Here is a 16468-nt window from a genome sequence, read left to right as displayed (position 1 = left end):
GGTCACCGCTTCATAATAAAATTTTTGTGAATGGCGCCGAAGCAGAGCCATTTACGAGTATCAGATTGAACGATAGTGCCTAAACGATCGTGGTGTATTAACCTATGTTAAGAATGCCAACTTTACTATCGATGCTTTATGTCAATTTTGTCTCGGTTTCATCGAAATAGTACGTTGTAATTATAGGTTAGTATTTTCTATCAGGGGGGACTGATAATATAATCCCTTTGGTTTAGCTCAAGGCATTGGGCTCTCACTCCGACCCCATGATTAGCCCGGCAATCGGAGGTACCCCGGATCGAAACCTGCGAAACACTCGAGGCCCTGTTTGTTCAGGTAATGAACGGCACCGTGTCGAAATTCAAGATAGCCCCGCTCCCTCAGTTCGCGCAGCATGCGGTTGACGTGGATCGCGGTGAGCCCGAGCGTATCTGCAAGGTCGTACTGGGTCAGCGGACATTCGAACCCAAGCCGCTTTGCGGCATTCGCCATTTCAAGGCGCGTGCCCAACTCGAGGAGCAGGTGAGCCGTCCTGATCAAAGCGCTTCTCCGGCCGAGATTGGTCAAGTGCTGGACCAGAATCGCCCTTTGACGGGCAATTGCTCCCAGAAGGACGGCAGCGAGTTTCGGAGAACGGGCGAGCCCCGCAAGCAATGCCGTGGCAGGCGCCTCGAACGCCGTCAGTTCCGTCTGCGAAATGAATGATTCGGCGGCTTCGCCCTCGAAGGGCCGAGAGGCGACGATCTCTCCCTTCAGCGGAAAGTCCAGGATCTGCCGCTCCCCATCTGAAAGCTCGGTGCAGATACAGCCCCACCCGGAATGCATGACGAAGATGCGATCCTGCTCGTCTCCCTGCCGGGCAATAACGGCATGCGCCGGGTAGCGCCTCAGAACGAAGCCGAGCGAGCTCAGATGGGCCTTGTCGCAATCGTCGAGTCCTACGCGGAAGACCGCGGCCTCCTGCACCGTTGGAAATGCGTGAGAGGCAAATGTCATTTCCGATGCACCTTTTTCTCTGGGGCATGCATGATACATCGAGTGGAGAGCGACGTAAGATTGCCAATCGGGGCTAATGCAAATTCGGTATCTCCCTCCTCTTGGGAGTCTCCATTTAAATGGGCTAAGATCAACGGCGGATCGAGCCAATCAGTCGTTACGAAGCGCCCGGTCCCATCTCGCGTTTATCTTCAAGGAGTTCTGAGGTCGGCTGAACAAAGTTTGGCCTGAGGACTTGAAGCGCTTGCGCCGGCTCGAAAAGCCAGTTGCCGTCTCTGCCGGCGGCGCCCGCGCTATTGCAACTCAGTGATGCCCGACGATGGCGAGAAAAAAGTCCACCAACGGCCACTCGGCGCGGCGCCGGCCCAAAGTCCTCAAGGCCAAGCCCAAGGCGATCGCACTTGCCGCGTTGCACATTATGGAATCGCTGTTACTCGAATTAGAAGCGTCCGAACTGCTTTCATCCAAGGAAATAAGGGGCCTACTTAAAGACGCTATGACGACCCTGCAGAAGGCGGGCCGGCAAGAAGGAATGCGCAATTGCACTGTCGCAAGCGATATCGTTGGGTCAATTCGGGAACAATACGCACGATCAAGGCCCTGAAACGGCCCCAGTGCGACGTGGCAGCGCCGGAGCGCGGCTTCACGAGTCGATTCGCCATCAGCGACCGCGCGCCAAAGTCCTTTGCCCCTCTCTACCTTTTTCCACTTGGTGGCGACGAATGCTGTCGTAGCTGAGCCTTCGCCCTGCTCAAGCGGGGCTACGTGGCGAAGGAGGTTATCACTCCTAGCCTGCCCGCTGTGCGCCGACAACTGCACTGGGGCACGGCCACACAGGCCCACTTGACGGACATGTTATCGATAACATATGGTTTCTTCCATCGCCGAGCTTTGGGAGGAGCGCAGTGGTTGGTGGAAAGCTTCTGGAGTTTCACTCCATCACAAAAATCTTCGGCGGCACGCGGGCGCTATCCGAGGTGTCGCTCGATCTGGAAGCCAGCGAAATCCTTGCGCTTCTCGGCGAGAACGGCGCGGGCAAGTCCACGCTGATCAAGACGCTTGCGGGCATCCATCGGCCCGATGGCGGCGAGATCCGGTTCCGCGGCGAACACTACGTCAATCAGCCGCCGAAGCCGAACAGGCGCCAGCCGGTCGCCTTCATCCACCAGGATCTAGGTCTGATCGAATGGATGACAGTCGCAGAGAATGTCGGCCTGGCGCAGGGCTTCTCGATGAAGTCGCGCCTGATCGACTGGCGACAAACGGAGGACCGGGCCCGCGAGGCACTGCGTCTCGTCGGCTGCGACTTCGATCCCTGCACTCGCGTTCACGACCTGACGCGCACGGAGAAATCCCTGGTGGCGATCGCGCGAGCCTTGGCCGTGGAGGCGGATGTCCTGGTGCTTGACGAACCGACGGCAAGCCTTCCGGCAGACGAGGTCGAACGGCTCTTCAACGCTATCCGGCCGCTCAAGGAGCGCGGTGTCGCGATGATCTATGTCTCGCATCGCCTCGATGAGATCTTTAGGATCGCCGACCGCGTTGCAGTCCTGCGCGACGGCCGCCTCGTTGGGCAGAAACCAGTCCGAGAGACGACGCCGGAGGAATTGATCGAAATGATCGTTGGACGAAAGGCCGACCAGCTTTTCCTGAAGGCCGAATGCGCGCCGGGCGAGGCGGTCGTCAGCGTCCGCCACCTCGCATGCGAGGGCGCCGGGCCCGTTTCCTTCGACGTGTTCAAGGGCGAGTTGCTCGGCCTCGTCGGTCTGCGCGGCGCGGGGCAGGAACTGGTCGGCCGTGCCCTGTTCGGGTGCGAACCCTTTGCCGGCAGCGTCACGCTCGGGGGTGGCCGCCCCGATCTCTCGAGTCCGGTTGCCGCCATGCGCTCGGGCATCGGCCTGATTGCCAGGGACCGCACCGAGGAATCGGTCGCCATGTCGCTTTCGCTGCGGGAAAACACCTTCCTCAATCCGCAAGCGACCGGCCGCAGGCTGTATTCCTTCCTCTCCCCCTCCCGAGAAGCGGACACGGCCTATGCCATTGGGGAGCGGGTCGGTCTGAGGCCGAACGACCAGAGCCTGCCGATCGAGGCGCTGTCCGGCGGCAACCAGCAGAAGGTCGTGGTCGGACGATGGCTGGCGACCGGCCGCCGTCTGCTAATTGCCGAGGATCCGACGGCCGGCGTCGATGTCGGCGCAAAGGCGGAGATCTACCGGTTGATCGCCCGCGCGCTCGAAGCCGGCCTCGCTGTCATCGTCGTATCGACGGATTTCGAGGAAATCGCCCATATCTGCCATCGCGCCCTTGTCTTTTCACGCGGACGCATCCTCCGCGAGTTGCGGGGGGCCGACCTGACGACTTCGGCGGTGATCGCCGCCGCTTCGGCCTCCGAAGCCGCTTGAATTTCCGGGAGATAAAAATGCAGTCGATCGAATCCACCGCGCTTGAACCGACCCGAGGCGAACTTGCGGGACTGAGCCTGCTTCAGAAGCTCCTGCGCTTTCTGCCGGCCTATGGGCTCGTGGTCCTGACGCTCTTCCTGATCATCCTCTTCTCGATCCTGTTGCCCCAGACCTTTCCGACCGTGCTCAATCTGCGCTCGATCATCTCCGATAAGGCGATCATCGCAATGCTGTCGCTGGCTGCGATGATCCCGATGGCAGCTGGCCGCATCGACCTGACCGTCGGCTACGGCATCGTGCTTTGGCATATCCTGGCGATCAGCCTGCAGACGATGTTCGGCGTGCCCTGGCCGCTGGCGGTGGTGATCGTACTGACGCTCGGTGCGCTTTCCGGCTTCTTGAACGGGCTGCTCGTCGAAGTGGCGCGGATCGATTCCTTCATCGCCACGCTTGGCACAGGCACAATCCTCTATGCGCTGGCGCTCTGGCATACCGGCGGGCGGCAGGTTGTCGGCGTCCTGCCGGACGGCTTCTATGCGCTGAACGGAACCATGGTCCTCGGCCTGCCGATCACCGGTCTCTACGTGCTGCTCCTCGCTTCCGCGCTTTGGCTCGTGCTCGAATATCTGCCGGTCGGCCGCTACGTCTATGCGATCGGCGCAAACCCGAAGGCCGCGGCACTCAACGGCATTCCGGTTCGCCGCTTCGTCATCGCGGCCTTCGTGTCCTCGGGAACGCTGACGGCACTTGCCGGCATTCTGCTCGCCTCGAAGCTCCGGATCGGTCAGGCAAGCGTCGGTCTCGAGTACCTGCTGCCGGCCCTCGTCGGCGCCTTCCTCGGCTCGACCACGATCAAGCCCGGTCGTGTCAATGTCTGGGGCACGATGATCGGGGTGATCATTCTGGCGGTCGGCATATCCGGCATCCAACAAATCGGCGGCTCGTTCTTCGTCGAACCGCTGTTCAACGGCGTCACGCTGCTCGTGGCGATCGGCATCGCCGGTTACGCGCAGCGAAGGAGGGGAACCGTGACGCGCAATGCGCCGCCGGCTGCAATCGCAGAGTCGCCTGGAACCAGGTGAAGCCCAATCCGCATTGAATAACGAACCCAAGGGAGGGAAGGGTAATGAAACGCAGGAATTTCATGACAGGCACGGTTGCGGCAATCGCACTGATGGGTGCCAATGTCGCGCTCGCCGAGCCGATGGCCGATGCCGAGGCGATCGTCACCAAATATGCCAACAAGGTGACCGCCTGGGACGGGCCAACGGCTGGCCCCAAGGCCCAGGAGGGCAAGACCATCGTCGTGCTCGCCGGTGACCTGAAGAACGGCGGCATCCTCGGCGTCACCACCGGCGTCGAAGAGGCTGCGGCGGCGATCGGTTGGGAAGTCAAGGTGATCGACGGTGCCGGTTCGATTGGCGGCCGCACGGCGGCGTTCGGTCAGGCCATGGCCTTGAAGCCGGCCGGCATCATCATCAATGGCTTCGACGCCGTCGAGCAGGCGCCGGCGCTCGAACAGGCAAAGGCCGCCGGCATCCCGCTTGTCGCCTGGCACGCCGGTCCGGTGATCGGCCCGGACGAGAAGACAGGGCTGTTTGCCAATGTCAGCACCGATGCGATGGAAGTCTCGAAGGCTGCCGCCAACTGGGCATTCGTCGACGCCAAAGGCAAGCCCGGCGTGGTCATCTTCACCGACTCGACCTATGCGATCGCCATCGCCAAGGCCGACAAGATGAAGGCTGAGATCGAGGCGCTCGGCGGCAAGGTGCTCGAATATGTCGACACGCCGATCTCGGAAACATCGCAGCGCATGCCGCAGCTGACCACCTCGCTCCTGCAGAAGTACGGCGACGAGTGGACCCATTCGCTGGCGATCAATGACCTCTATTTCGACTTCATGGGACCGTCGCTCGCCGCCGCCGGCAAGGGCGGGACCGACACGCCGATCAATGTCGCCGCCGGCGACGGCTCCGTATCCGCCTATCAGCGCATTCGCGCCGGGCAATTCCAGAAGGTGACCGTCGCCGAGCCGTTGAACCTGCAGGGCTGGCAACTGGTCGACGAACTGAACCGCGCGCTCGCCGGTGAGAAATGGTCTGGCTACCTCTCGCCGCTGCACGTGGTGACCGCCGACAATGTCGAATTCGACGGCGGCCCGAAAAACAGCTTCGACCCGAATAACGGCTACCGCGACGAATACAAGAAGATCTGGGGCAAGATGTGATCTCCCAAGCTGGGGCGCCGCGAATGGCGCCCCCTCTTTTCAGATTCTCGGCGTCGTGTTGCCTTGAACCACGCGCAAGGGTGCCTGCCATCGGCGGTCCACTAGTTCGCCCGACAGCATCTGCAATAGCGCCCGGGCCGCCACCGACCCGATTTCCATTCGCGGCATATCAATCGTCGTCAGACGGGTGCGCACGGCATTCGCCAAGGATGTTCCGTTAAACCCGACAACGGATACGGTTTCCGGCACTCGAATGCCTGCCTCGTGCAAATAGGACAGGCCACCGAGCGCCATGGCATCGTTCAGGAAATGGATGGCCTCGATCTGCGGATGCGTTTCCATCAGCTTTTCGGTCAGGACACGGCCCGTTTCGGCCTGCCGCGGCATGGACTCGCTGGTCACATCGACAAGATCGGCCCCTCCGGCGCGAAGGGCTGAGTGGAGCGCCAGGTAACGACGGCGCGCGCACAGATCCCGGCCAAGCTCCGCGCCAATATAGGCGATGCGCCGCAGATTCCGCTGAAGAAAATGCGCTGCAACCAGCCTCCCCGCCTCTTCGTGGGAGAGCCCGGCACTGAAATCGTGCTCTGCATGGTCGCTGTCCCACAGGTGAATTGCGGGGCAGTTCCGCCGTTCCAGAAGGCCTTCGGCATCCGGGCTGCGCACCATCCCGCCGTTGAGGAGAAGCCCGGCCGGACGAAGAGAGAGCATCTCTCGCAGAAGATCCGTCTCGATCACGGGATCGAAAAGCGACTCTCCCATAAAGGTTTGAAAGCCGCGAGGTCGCAAGACGGAGTTCACCCCGCTCAGCACCTCGGAAAAGACGACATCGGCGATCGAGGGAATGATGACCGCGACCATGCGGCTCTTGCGCGAGCTGAGCGAGCCGGCAAGGCTGTTGGGCAGATAACCGAGATCGTCGGCGGCCTGCCGGACCTTTTGGCGCGTCTTTTCCGAGATGCTCCCGGCGCCGCGCAGCACCTTGGACGCGGTCATCGTGCTGACGCCCGCCCGTTGAGCCACGTCGCGCAGCGTCACGAGTCTTCGATGTTTCTCCTCCACCCTCTCCTCCGGCTCTTCACACACACACGCTTGACGATCCCGATTGTTATCGATAACATCGGGCTGAGGTTAGCGATAACCCTCGCGAAATGCAACCGCAGCGATGGGTTTCCGCAGGGAGAATGTTCATTCGGGAGGAAGTGTCGATGGGACGACTCGTGTCGATCCTGTGGGCGTGGATCGATGCGATCATGGCAACGCTGCTTGCCGCCATGATCGCGCTGGTCTTTGCCAATGTCGTATTGAGATATGGATTCTCGTCGGGAATTCGCAGTTCCGTCGAGTTGTCGCGGCTCGGTTTCGTCTGGTTGGTGATGTTCGGCGCAGCCGTGGCGCTGCGGCGGGGCGAGCACCTGGCGGTGACGGAGTTTTCGGCAGCTTTCTTGCCGCGCGCCGTCCCCGTGTTACAGCGGCTTTGCTGGCTGGTCATCCTCGTCGCGGTCGGGATGCTTTTCTGGGGTGCGGCCCGCCAGACGCTTGCCAACTGGTATAATATTTCGCCGCTCACCGGATTGCCGACGGGATTGATGTATCTGTCCGGCGCTATATCGGGTGGGCTGATGGCCGCCATCGCAATCGCGCGCCTGATCCATCCGGCTGAAACAAAGACCGACACCGGTGGAGAGGGACGATGACGCTGGCGCTGTTCCTTTCCGTTCTCATCATCAGCATTCTTGCCGGCCTGCCGGTCGCCTTCGCCCTGCTTCTGGCGGCGATGGTGCTGATGTTGCACCTGGACCTCTTCAGCGCCGATGTCCTGGCGCAGTCGCTGATCAACGGCGTCGACAGTTTTCCACTACTCGCCGTGCCGTTCTTTCTCGTCGCCGGTGAAGTGATGTCGCAGGGCGGCCTCTCGACCCGGATTGTGAAACTGGCGATGACGCTTGTCGGCCATCGCCAGGGCGGTCTCGGCTATGTGGCCATCGTCACCTCGGTCTTGCTTGCTGGCCTCTCCGGCTCGGCGGTCGCGGACGCAGCTGCGCTCGTTTCGATCCTCTACCCGATGATGCAGAAATCCGGCTATCCGGGCGCGCGGTCACTAGGGCTTCTCGCCGCCGGCGGGATTATCGCGCCGGTCATTCCGCCGTCCTTGCCGCTCATCATCATCGGTGTCGCGGGCAATATCTCGATCGCAAAGCTCTTTCTCGGCGGCATCGCGCCGGGGCTGATGATGGGCGCGGCCCTGATGCTCGTCTGGTCCATGATGATGCGCAACGAGACGGTGGAAACCACGCCGAGGGCAAGCGCAAGCGAGCGACTTCAGGCATTGCGCGAAGGCATCTGGGCGCTCCTGCTTCCGATCATCATCATCGGCGGCATCCGCTTCGGCATCTTCACCCCGACCGAGGCCGCCGTCGTGGCGGCCGTCTATGCGATCGTCGTATCCGCCCTCATCTATCGCGAACTCAGCCTACGCAGCTTCTTCGACATCCTCGTCAGCAGCGCGCGCTCGACGGCGATGGTGATGTTCCTGGTCGGCGCGGCGATGGTCGCCGCCTGGCTAATCACCGTGGCGCAACTGCCGCAGCAGCTGGCGGAACTGCTCGGCCCGCTCGTCGACCATCCGCGCCTGCTCATGGCCGTGATCATGATCATCGTGCTCCTTGTCGGCATGGTCATGGATCTGAGCCCGACGATCCTGATCCTCGTGCCGCTCTTTATGCCGATCGTCAAACTCGCCGGCATCGACCCGGTCTATTTCGGGCTGCTGTTCGTCATCAACACATCGATCGGCCTGATCACGCCGCCGGTCGGCACGGTGCTGAACGTCGTCTGCGGCGTGGGGAAAAAGCCGATGAGTGCCGTCGTCGGCGGAACCATGCCCTTCGTCCTCGCCTATCTCGTGCTTCTGGCACTGTTCATCGCCTTCCCGGCCTTGATCACCGTGCCCATGCGTTTCTTTGCAGGCTAACCAGGGAGGAATAGCCATGAATACACTGATGAAAACAGTTGGTCTTGCGGCGGCTCTGACGCTTTCCGCCGTCCCAGCTTTGGCGGAAACCGTGCTGAAGCTTGCCCACGCGGCGCCGGAGACGGACCTTCAGCAGACCATGTCGATCTATTTCAAGGAGCAGGTCGAGGCCCGCTCCGGCGGCTCGATCACGGTGAACGTCTTTCCGCATGGCCAGCTCGGAAACGACGCCCAGATGATCGACGGCGCCCGCTCCGGTATTATCGACATCGCAATCTCGGGGCTCAACAATTTCACCGGCCTCATCCCCGAAGCCGGCGCCTTCGAACTGCCCTTCATGTTCCCCTCCCGCGACCTCGCCTACAGGGTCCTCGACGGCGAGATCGGGCAAGGTGTTGCCGCCAAGTTCGAACCGGTCGGTCTCAAGCTGCTTGGCTTCCCCGAAAACGGCTATCGGAACATCACGAACAACCGCGGGCCGGTTCGCACACCGGAAGATCTCGGCGGGCTGCAGATGCGCGTGAATAATTCCAAAGCGCTCAATGACATGTTCGCGCTTCTTGGAGCAAATCCGCAGCAGCTTCCCGTAGCGGAACTCTACACCGCGCTCGAGACCGGCGTGGTTGATGCCCAGGATCATCCGATCGGCATCGTCGTCTCTTTCAAGTTCAACGAGGTGCAGAAATATCTGTCGCTCACGCAGCACGCCTATTCGGCGCTCGCCATGGTGATGAACAACGACAAGCTCAAGGGCCTCAGCGATGCGGAGCAGAAAATCATCATGGAGGTCGCGGCCGAGGCCGTCGCCAAGCAGCGTGAATTGAGCGTCGCCAAGGAGGAGGAGATGATTGCGCAACTGGAATCGGAAGGCATGAGCGTCAACCGCGATGTCGACGCTGCAGCCTTCCAGGCTGCCGTGAAACCGGTCTGGGAAGGCTTCATCGACGAGAACGGCGACGCTCTCGTCAACGCGATCGTTGCCGCCTCGAAGTGACGCATGCCCGGGGTGGTTGCTCCTGCGTCCGCCCCGGTTTCTGCCCGGTCGAGCAATCCAGTGAAAGCGACGCCCGCTCAGTGGGTTGCAGCGGGTTCTTCACATGACCGAGCGAGGATAAGCCGCCTTGGCGGCGTCAGAGGCTGCTTTGCCTGAGGATCAGATCGGGGCGGATGGTGACCCTGCCCTGGTCGGCGAGCTTGCCGTCGAGCACATCCAGGATCAGTTCTGCCGTTTTCGCGCCGATCTCGCCCGCGAAGGCATTGATCGTCGTCAGGCTCGGCACGCAGATGGCGCCGATCTCATAATCCCCGAATCCGCCGATGGCGATTTTTTCGGGCACCGCAATGCCGCGCCGCTGGCATTCGGTGAGCGCCCCGAATGCGGAAAGATCGGAAACGCAGATCACCGCATCCGTATCGGGAAAGCGCTCGAGGAGTTGGCCCATCGCATCGGCGCCCTCTCGCATCGAGATCGGCGGCGGCCCTGCCGCGATCAGGCGCGGAGCTTCGAGGCCATGATCCCTCATCGCCGCGATGAAGCCGGCCCGTCGGTCGGCACCGCGCGTGTCCCGGGAGGCGTCGCCGCCGATAAAGGCAATGTTGCGGTAGCCGACGCCAATGAAGTGATCGACCATCTCGCGCACGGCTTGAGCATTGGAAAAGCCGACCACGTGGCCGATCGGTTCTTCCGGAAGATCCCAAGTTTCGATGACCGGAATGCCGGCATTCGACAGAAGCTTTCGTGTGCGCGGCGTATGTTTTCCACCCGTGACGACGATCGCTTCGGGTTTGCGCCGCAATAGCTGCTCGACCAGCCGCTCCTCCTCCTGGACATCGTAATTCGTATAGCCGAGCAAGATCTGCAGGCCCCGCTCGGAGACGCCATCGGAGAGCGCCCGGACCGTGTCGGCGAAGTTCGCATTGTTGATCGACGGGATCGTCACGGCGATGAAATCGGTGCGTTGCGAGCGCAGATTGGACGCGGTGCTGTCGAAGACATAGCCGAGCTCTTCTGCTGCGCGCAGGACCGCCTCACGGGTTTCCTGGCTGACCGAGGCGTCACGCTTGAAGGCGCGGGAAACCGTCATCGGCGAAACGCCGGTTCGGCGCGCGACATCCGCCATCGTCGGGGGTTTGCGGAAATTGTGCATGGTCGTCCATGTTATCGTTACCAGTGACAAGTACATCGACATTGAGGACGGAATGCAAGCCAAAAGGAGTGGCGGCGACGGTTTAGACTCCGTCGCCGCCAAACGCTCAGAGGCGGAATTCGTTCGCCTGAGTGACGTGGTGATGGATGCGGCCTTCGAAGAAACGCGCCAGTACCTCTTCGGTTGCGGCCTTCGCCGCTGCACGCGCCGGGCTCGCCAGCGCCTTCTCGACGGTATCGAGGTCAGGATAATTGATCGCCAGGATCATCGGGATCTCCGGCGCCCCTTCGTCGCGGGCTTCGGCAAAGGTGACGCGCACGTCGAGCGCGCCGGGAAAGGCCTTCCATTTGGGTACGATGTTTTCGAGGACGGCTGCGCGAAAGGCATCCGTCTCACCTTCCTTCACCTTTCCTTCGAACAGCGCATAACGTGTGATCATCCGAAATTCTCCTTGTTCGGTCCCTTGAAGTATTCCATCAGCGCGGCCTGGTCCTCGCCGCCGAGGCCGGCGGCGGTCAGCATCCGGTGTACTTCGGCGCAGACCGCCGTCAGCGGCATGGTCGTATTGGTCCGGCGTGCAAGATCCTGGGCGCCGTTCAGGTCCTTGACCATGTTGTCGATGCGGCCGGTGCGGCGGTAATCCCTGGCGACGAAGCGCGGCATGTATTCCTGCAGGATCGCGCTGTCGGCACGCCCGCCCTTTAGCGCTTGCGGAATCTTGGCCGCGTCGACGCCGGCGTCGAGCGCAAGTTGGGTGGCCTCGGCCACCGCAAGGAAATTGAGTCCGCAGAGGACCTGGTTGATCAGCTTGGTCGTCTGGCCGGCGCCTGACGGACCCATGTGGGTGTAGTTCGAGGCGACATGTTTCAGCACCTGATGGGCATCCGACACATCCTGCCCGTGGCCGCCCGCCATCAGCGTCAGCTCACCAATCAGCGCCTTGGGAGCGCCGCCGGAAAGTGGGCTATCGACCCAGCGCAGGCGCGCCTCGGCCGCTTTCGACGCCATCGCCTTCGTCGACTCCGGGTCGATGGAGGACATGTCGATGATGAGCGTTCCTGGTTCGGCACCCTCCGCCACGCCGCCCGGGCCGAAAACCACTGCATGGACGATCTTTGCCGAATTGAGGCTGAGAACGACATAGTCGGAGCGGGACGCCGCCTGCGCCGCGCTTGTCGCCGCGGTGGCGCCCTTGTCCACCAATTGCTGCACCTTTTCGGCGTCGAGATCGAAGACCGTCAATTCATTCCCGGTCTCAATGAGGCGCGTGCCGATGGCACCGCCCATGGCGCCGGCGCCGATCAAGGCGACTCTGTTCATCTTTCCGTTCCTCCAAGTTGGGTGGCGATGCTGTCGACGATCGCTTCGAGCGGTTGGTCGATGTCGACGCTGATCGCATTCTCGTCGGCCCCCGGCGGTTCGAGCGCCGCGAACTGACTCGCAAGCAGCGCCGTCGGCATGAAATGGCCCTGCCGGGCCCTCATTCGCTTTTCGATGACTTCGACCGAGCCGACGAGATGGATGAAGGTCACTGGTGCACCCCCCACGCTGGTAATGTGGTCGCGGTAGGCGCGTTTCAGAGCGGAACAGCCAATGATCGTCGGACCGGCGCCGGCCGCAAGTGCCTCGCCGACGCGCGTCAGCCAGGGCCAGCGGTCCTCGTCGCCCAAGGGAACGCCCCGGCTCATCTTCGCGATATTTGCCGCGGGGTGCAGATCGTCGCCGTCGAGATAGACGGCGCCGATGCGCCTGGCGAGTGCGGACCCGACCGAGGATTTGCCGCAGCCGGCGACCCCCATCAGCACCATGCGCTGCGGGAGGTCAAAGCGATGCTGTGATGCCGCCGTCAACATAGAGCACGTGTCCGTTCACGAATGAGGATGCAGTTGAGGCAAGGAAGATACAGGCACCGACCAGTTCCTCCACCTTGCCCCAGCGACCGGCGGGAGTTCGCTTTTCCAGCCAGGCCGAAAAGGCCGGATCGGCGACGAGGGCCGCATTGAGCGGCGTGTCGAAATAGCCGGGTGCGATCGCATTGCATTGAAGCCCGTACTTCGCCCAATCCGTCGCCATGCCCTTCGTCAGATTGCCGACAGCCCCCTTGGTTGCCGTATAGGGCGCAATGCCAGGGCGGGCCAGCGCCGTCTGCACGCTGGCTATGTTGATGATCTTGCCCGCGCCGCGCTTGATCATGTGCCGCGCGACCGCCTGGCCGACGTTGAACACCGTCGAAATATTGGTGCGCAGTAATCTCTCGAAGGCCTCGGCGGGGAAATCCTCGAGCGGGGTCCGATGCTGCATGCCGGCATTGTTGACCAGAATATCGATGGCGCCGACCTCGGCTTCGAAGCGGTCGACCGCCGCGCGCACCGCTTCGTGGTCGGTGGCGTCGAAGGCAAGCTGCTCGGAGCCGGGGATCTGCGCCGCTGCAGCGGCAAGCTTCTCCTCATCGCGCCCGTTAAGGATGACGTCGGCACCAGCATCGGCAAGACCGCGGGCGAGCGCATAGCCTATACCTTGCGAGGAGCCGGTGACGAGCGCCCGGCGCCCTTTCAAGTCGAACAGTTCGAGGCTCATTTTTCCTCCCGCAATCATCTCGACAAGCTCGGATGATCTGTTTATGTTATCGATAACATTCAATGTCAAGGGATGGAGAATCTGAATTGAACAAACCCCATATTCTTCAGGTCGGACCCTATCCGGAATGGGATGAGGTTCCGCTGAACGCCGCCTTTACCGTGCATCGGTATTTCAATGCGGCCGACAAGGACAGCTTTCTTTCGAGGATTGGACCGGAAATCCGCGCGATCGCCACACGTGGCGAGCTCGGCGCCAGCCGGGCGATGATCGATGCCTGCCCGGGATTGGAACTGGTTTCCGTCTATGGCGTGGGTTTCGATGCTGTCGACCTCCCGGCCTGCCGCGAACGCGGCATTCGCGTCACCAACACGCCGGACGTGCTGACGAATGATGTCGCCGATCTCGGCGTCGCCATGATGCTCTGCCTCTCTCGCGGCATGATCGGTGCGGAAAGCTGGGTCAGGGACGGCAGCTGGGCCAAGAAGGGCCTCTACCCGCTGAAGCGCCGCGTCTGGGGCCGGCGCGCCGGCGTCCTCGGTCTCGGCCGGATTGGTTATGAAGTGGCGAAGCGCCTGCAGGGCTTCGACATGGACATCGCCTATAGTGATGTCGAAACGAAGCCCTATGCATCCGAATGGACGTTCGTTGCCGATCCTATCGCGCTTGCCGAGCATTCCGACTTCCTCTTCGTCACGCTTGCGGCCTCCGCCGCCACGCGCCACATTGTCGGACGCGATGTGATCTCTGCTCTCGGCAGCGAAGGTATGCTGGTCAATATCTCCCGCGCCTCCAATATCGACGAAGAGGCGCTGCTCGACGCCCTGGAAAATGGAAATCTCGGCTCCGCGGCACTCGATGTGTTCGAAGGCGAACCGGCGCTGAACCCGCGGTTTCTCGCACTGGACAATGTGCTCCTCCAGCCACACCATGCGTCCGGCACCGTGGAAACGCGCAAAGCCATGGGCCAACTGGTGCGCGATAATCTTGCCGCGCATTTCGCCGGCAAACCGCTGCTCACGCCGGTCGTTTGAGGAGGACGTGACATGAGAGCCATCGTCGTTCATGGCGCCAAGGACCTGCGCATCGAAGAGCGGCCCGTCGAAATGCCGGGCCCGGGCGAAGTGCGACTTCGCCTTGCCGTCGGCGGGGTCTGCGGCAGCGACCTTCACTATTACAATCACGGCGGCTTCGGCGCCGTGCGGCTGCGCGAGCCGATGATCCTTGGCCACGAGGTTTCGGCTCATGTGGAAGCTCTCGGCCCCGGGGTAGACGGCATATCCGTCGGCGACCTTGTCGCTGTTTCCCCGTCGCGGCCGTGCCGAGCCTGCCGCTACTGCCGGGAGGGGCTTCCCAATCAGTGCCTGAACATGCGTTTTTACGGCAGTGCCATGCCCTTCCCTCATATACAGGGAGCATTCCGCGAGGTGTTGGTCGCCGATGCCCTGCAATGCGTGCCGGCCGAAGGCCTGACGCCGGGCGAAGCGGCGCTCGCCGAACCGCTGGCGGTGGCGCTCCATGCCACACGCCGGGCCGGCGAAATACTCGGCAAGCGCGTACTGGTCACGGGCTGCGGCCCGATCGGCGTGCTGGCGATCCTGGCGGCGCGTCGCGCCGGCGCAGCCGAGATCGTCGCGACGGATCTTTCCGACTTCACCCTCTCGCTTGCAAGGACGGTCGGGGCGGATCGCGTCATCAACATGCGCGACGAGCCGGACGCCCTCACCCCCTATTCGGAGGACAAGGGCAGCTTCGACGTCCTTTACGAATGCTCCGGTGCGGCGCCGGCACTCGCGGCAGGGATAGCGGCGCTGCGGCCGCGCGGCGTCATCGTGCAACTGGGGCTCGGCGGCGACATGAGCCTGCCGATGATGGCGATCACCGCCAAGGAACTCGAACTGCGCGGCTCCTTCCGCTTCCACGAGGAATTCGAAACCGGCGTCGGCCTGATGCAGAAGGGGCTGATCGACGTCAAGCCTCTGATCACCCACACCTTGCCGCTTGCTGATGCCGTAGCCGCCTTCGAGCTGGCAAGCGACCGCAGCCAGGCAATGAAGGCGCAGATCGCTTTCTCCTGAGCGACGGGCGAAACGACGCCGTCGAGAAAATCGGGCGCCGCGGCAAAACCCGCGGTCGCTAGCCCCACGGCGGCCGGGCTTGCATTTGCGCCCGCCGCCCTGCAGTCATGCTCTTTGTTTGCAATCGCGACAGGTGATCGGAAAAGGAGGAAGCCCAGATGTCGTTCTTCGAGGTGGTCGACGATCGTTTCCGATCATTCGTCATGGGCAATGCGCCACTCAAGCAGATCGCAACCGGCTTCGACTGGGTCGAGGGGCCGGTCTGGTTCGGCGATGCCGGCTTTCTCCTCTTCTCCGACATTCCGAACAACCGTATCCTGCGCTGGATTCCGGACGTCGGCATCTCGACATTCAGGAATCCGTCCCACTATGCCAACGGAAATACGCGCGACCGGGAGGGCCGGCTCATCACCTGCGAGCACGGCACGCGGCGGGTGACGCGCACCGAGCATGACGGCTCGATCACCGTGATCGCCGATAGTTATGAAGGAAAGCGGCTGAATTCACCCAATGACGTAGTGGTGACCTCCGACGGCTGCATCTGGTTCACCGATCCGCATTACGGCATCATGACCGATTACGAGGGTTTTCGCGCAGAACAGGAACTCCCCTGTTGCGTCTACCGCGTACGGCCTTCCGGCGCCATCGACGCGGTCCTCACCGATTTCGCCTGCCCGAACGGCCTCGCCTTCAGCCCCGACGAGAGCCGGCTGTATGTTGCCGACACCGGCCGAATGTTCTCGTCCGACCCTCGGCATATCCGTGTCTTCGACGTCCGTGCGGATGGAAGCCTGTCTGGCGGCGAGGTCTTTCATACGATCGCGCCCGGCTGTGCCGACGGGTTCCGGCTAGACTCCGACGGAAATCTCTGGTCGTCCGCCGCCGATGGCGTTCACTGCATCGCGCCCGACGGCCAGCTGATGGGCAAAATCCTGGTGCCGGAACTCGTTTCCAATTTGTGCTTCGGCGGCCGTGCAAAGCACCAGCTCTTCATCACGGCGACGACGAGCGTCTATATGATCACGCTCAATCGCATGGGCGTGCAGCGTCCATAGGTTCCATGTTCC

16 protein-coding genes are annotated in these 16468 nt (G+C 62.3%); 9 read left to right on the top strand and 7 right to left on the bottom strand.

The window, feature by feature from the left end:
• Nucleotides 1–270 precede the first annotated feature (270 nt).
• Complete coding sequence (locus tag AC4P1R_RS18310; protein WP_492178425.1) at nucleotides 271–996, bottom strand: Crp/Fnr family transcriptional regulator; 726 nt, start codon at nucleotides 994–996, stop codon at nucleotides 271–273.
• Nucleotides 997–1901: 905 nt separating this feature from the next.
• Between AC4P1R_RS18310 and AC4P1R_RS18305 the strand changes: the two genes are divergently transcribed.
• The 3 genes from AC4P1R_RS18305 to AC4P1R_RS18295 are packed head-to-tail and all read left to right on the top strand — an operon-like array spanning nucleotide 1902 to nucleotide 5625.
• On the top strand, nucleotides 1902–3398 hold the full coding sequence (locus AC4P1R_RS18305; RefSeq protein WP_492178424.1) for a sugar ABC transporter ATP-binding protein: 1497 nt from the start codon (nucleotides 1902–1904) through the stop codon (nucleotides 3396–3398).
• A gap of 17 nt (nucleotides 3399–3415) precedes the next feature.
• Nucleotides 3416–4480, top strand: coding sequence for an ABC transporter permease (locus AC4P1R_RS18300; protein ID WP_492178422.1), 1065 nt, complete (start codon nucleotides 3416–3418; stop codon nucleotides 4478–4480).
• A gap of 44 nt (nucleotides 4481–4524) precedes the next feature.
• Nucleotides 4525–5625 carry an ABC transporter substrate-binding protein gene (locus tag AC4P1R_RS18295; RefSeq protein WP_069460226.1) on the top strand — a complete coding sequence of 367 codons (1101 nt, stop codon included), beginning with the start codon at nucleotides 4525–4527 and terminating at the stop codon, nucleotides 5623–5625.
• Between the two features lie 39 nt (nucleotides 5626–5664).
• Here the strand turns inward: AC4P1R_RS18295 and AC4P1R_RS18290 are convergent, their stop codons facing one another.
• Nucleotides 5665–6648, bottom strand: a complete 984-nt coding sequence (locus AC4P1R_RS18290; protein WP_492178789.1) for a LacI family DNA-binding transcriptional regulator — start codon at nucleotides 6646–6648, stop codon at nucleotides 5665–5667.
• Nucleotides 6649–6833: 185 nt separating this feature from the next.
• Between AC4P1R_RS18290 and AC4P1R_RS18285 the strand changes: the two genes are divergently transcribed.
• Genes AC4P1R_RS18285 through AC4P1R_RS18275 form a run of 3 tightly spaced genes read left to right on the top strand, consistent with a single transcriptional unit; the run spans nucleotide 6834 to nucleotide 9593 of the window.
• Nucleotides 6834–7322, top strand: coding sequence for a TRAP transporter small permease (locus tag AC4P1R_RS18285; RefSeq protein WP_492178421.1), 489 nt, complete (start codon nucleotides 6834–6836; stop codon nucleotides 7320–7322).
• The gene (locus AC4P1R_RS18280; RefSeq protein ID WP_492178420.1) at nucleotides 7319–8599 is read left to right on the top strand and encodes a TRAP transporter large permease subunit; all 1281 of its coding nucleotides are present in this window, start codon (nucleotides 7319–7321) and stop codon (nucleotides 8597–8599) included. The genes AC4P1R_RS18285 and AC4P1R_RS18280 overlap by 4 nt, the downstream gene beginning before the upstream one ends.
• A gap of 16 nt (nucleotides 8600–8615) precedes the next feature.
• Nucleotides 8616–9593, top strand: a complete 978-nt coding sequence (locus AC4P1R_RS18275) for a TRAP transporter substrate-binding protein (protein WP_492178419.1) — start codon at nucleotides 8616–8618, stop codon at nucleotides 9591–9593.
• Nucleotides 9594–9729: 136 nt separating this feature from the next.
• On the opposite strand, the gene AC4P1R_RS18270 is transcribed toward AC4P1R_RS18275, so the two are convergent.
• The 5 genes from AC4P1R_RS18270 to AC4P1R_RS18250 all read right to left on the bottom strand — a co-directional run bounded on the left by AC4P1R_RS18270 (nucleotide 9730) and on the right by AC4P1R_RS18250 (nucleotide 13323).
• Nucleotides 9730–10746 carry a LacI family DNA-binding transcriptional regulator gene (locus AC4P1R_RS18270; RefSeq protein ID WP_069460221.1) on the bottom strand — a complete coding sequence of 339 codons (1017 nt, stop codon included), beginning with the start codon at nucleotides 10744–10746 and terminating at the stop codon, nucleotides 9730–9732.
• A 106-nt stretch (nucleotides 10747–10852) separates the two neighbouring features.
• Entirely contained in the window at nucleotides 10853–11185 is a 333-nt protein-coding gene (locus tag AC4P1R_RS18265) for a hypothetical protein (protein WP_151613515.1), read from the bottom strand.
• The gene (locus AC4P1R_RS18260; protein WP_069460219.1) at nucleotides 11182–12066 is read right to left on the bottom strand and encodes an NAD(P)-dependent oxidoreductase; all 885 of its coding nucleotides are present in this window, start codon (nucleotides 12064–12066) and stop codon (nucleotides 11182–11184) included. Before AC4P1R_RS18260 ends, AC4P1R_RS18265 begins: the two co-directional genes overlap by 4 nt.
• Nucleotides 12063–12599, bottom strand: a complete 537-nt coding sequence (locus AC4P1R_RS18255; RefSeq protein ID WP_492178417.1) for a gluconokinase — start codon at nucleotides 12597–12599, stop codon at nucleotides 12063–12065. Before AC4P1R_RS18255 ends, AC4P1R_RS18260 begins: the two co-directional genes overlap by 4 nt.
• Nucleotides 12568–13323: an SDR family oxidoreductase gene (locus AC4P1R_RS18250; RefSeq protein WP_069460217.1), complete on the bottom strand. Its 756-nt coding sequence runs from the start codon at nucleotides 13321–13323 to the stop codon at nucleotides 12568–12570. The genes AC4P1R_RS18255 and AC4P1R_RS18250 overlap by 32 nt, the downstream gene beginning before the upstream one ends.
• Nucleotides 13324–13409: 86 nt before the next feature.
• Between AC4P1R_RS18250 and AC4P1R_RS18245 the strand changes: the two genes are divergently transcribed.
• From AC4P1R_RS18245 to AC4P1R_RS18235, 3 genes are all read left to right on the top strand, one after another.
• Nucleotides 13410–14357, top strand: coding sequence for a 2-hydroxyacid dehydrogenase (locus AC4P1R_RS18245; RefSeq protein WP_492178416.1), 948 nt, complete (start codon nucleotides 13410–13412; stop codon nucleotides 14355–14357).
• Between the two features lie 12 nt (nucleotides 14358–14369).
• The gene (locus AC4P1R_RS18240) at nucleotides 14370–15401 is read left to right on the top strand and encodes an L-idonate 5-dehydrogenase (RefSeq protein WP_273361597.1); all 1032 of its coding nucleotides are present in this window, start codon (nucleotides 14370–14372) and stop codon (nucleotides 15399–15401) included.
• Between the two features lie 158 nt (nucleotides 15402–15559).
• Nucleotides 15560–16456: an SMP-30/gluconolactonase/LRE family protein gene (locus AC4P1R_RS18235; protein WP_492178415.1), complete on the top strand. Its 897-nt coding sequence runs from the start codon at nucleotides 15560–15562 to the stop codon at nucleotides 16454–16456.
• Nucleotides 16457–16468 lie beyond the last annotated feature (12 nt).

This window comes from Sinorhizobium sp. Y406 (assembly GCF_058732025.1).
This window is presented reverse-complemented; position numbering and strand designations above follow the sequence as displayed.

What these genes read in the sequence shown, in the direction of transcription:
- AC4P1R_RS18275 (WP_492178419.1), top strand. Translation starts at nt 8,616, where the DNA reads ATGAATACACTGATGAAAACAGTTGGTCTTGCGGCGGCTCTGACGCTT.
- AC4P1R_RS18250 (WP_069460217.1), bottom strand. Translation starts at nt 13,323, where the DNA reads ATGAGCCTCGAACTGTTCGACTTGAAAGGGCGCCGGGCGCTCGTCACC.
- AC4P1R_RS18300 (WP_492178422.1), top strand. Translation starts at nt 3,416, where the DNA reads ATGCAGTCGATCGAATCCACCGCGCTTGAACCGACCCGAGGCGAACTT.
- AC4P1R_RS18255 (WP_492178417.1), bottom strand. Translation starts at nt 12,599, where the DNA reads ATGTTGACGGCGGCATCACAGCATCGCTTTGACCTCCCGCAGCGCATG.
- AC4P1R_RS18240 (WP_273361597.1), top strand. Translation starts at nt 14,370, where the DNA reads ATGAGAGCCATCGTCGTTCATGGCGCCAAGGACCTGCGCATCGAAGAG.
- AC4P1R_RS18235 (WP_492178415.1), top strand. Translation starts at nt 15,560, where the DNA reads ATGTCGTTCTTCGAGGTGGTCGACGATCGTTTCCGATCATTCGTCATG.
- AC4P1R_RS18270 (WP_069460221.1), bottom strand. Translation starts at nt 10,746, where the DNA reads ATGCACAATTTCCGCAAACCCCCGACGATGGCGGATGTCGCGCGCCGA.
- AC4P1R_RS18285 (WP_492178421.1), top strand. Translation starts at nt 6,834, where the DNA reads ATGGGACGACTCGTGTCGATCCTGTGGGCGTGGATCGATGCGATCATG.
- AC4P1R_RS18295 (WP_069460226.1), top strand. Translation starts at nt 4,525, where the DNA reads ATGAAACGCAGGAATTTCATGACAGGCACGGTTGCGGCAATCGCACTG.
- AC4P1R_RS18260 (WP_069460219.1), bottom strand. Translation starts at nt 12,066, where the DNA reads ATGAACAGAGTCGCCTTGATCGGCGCCGGCGCCATGGGCGGTGCCATC.
- AC4P1R_RS18310 (WP_492178425.1), bottom strand. Translation starts at nt 996, where the DNA reads ATGACATTTGCCTCTCACGCATTTCCAACGGTGCAGGAGGCCGCGGTC.
- AC4P1R_RS18280 (WP_492178420.1), top strand. Translation starts at nt 7,319, where the DNA reads ATGACGCTGGCGCTGTTCCTTTCCGTTCTCATCATCAGCATTCTTGCC.
- AC4P1R_RS18265 (WP_151613515.1), bottom strand. Translation starts at nt 11,185, where the DNA reads ATGATCACACGTTATGCGCTGTTCGAAGGAAAGGTGAAGGAAGGTGAG.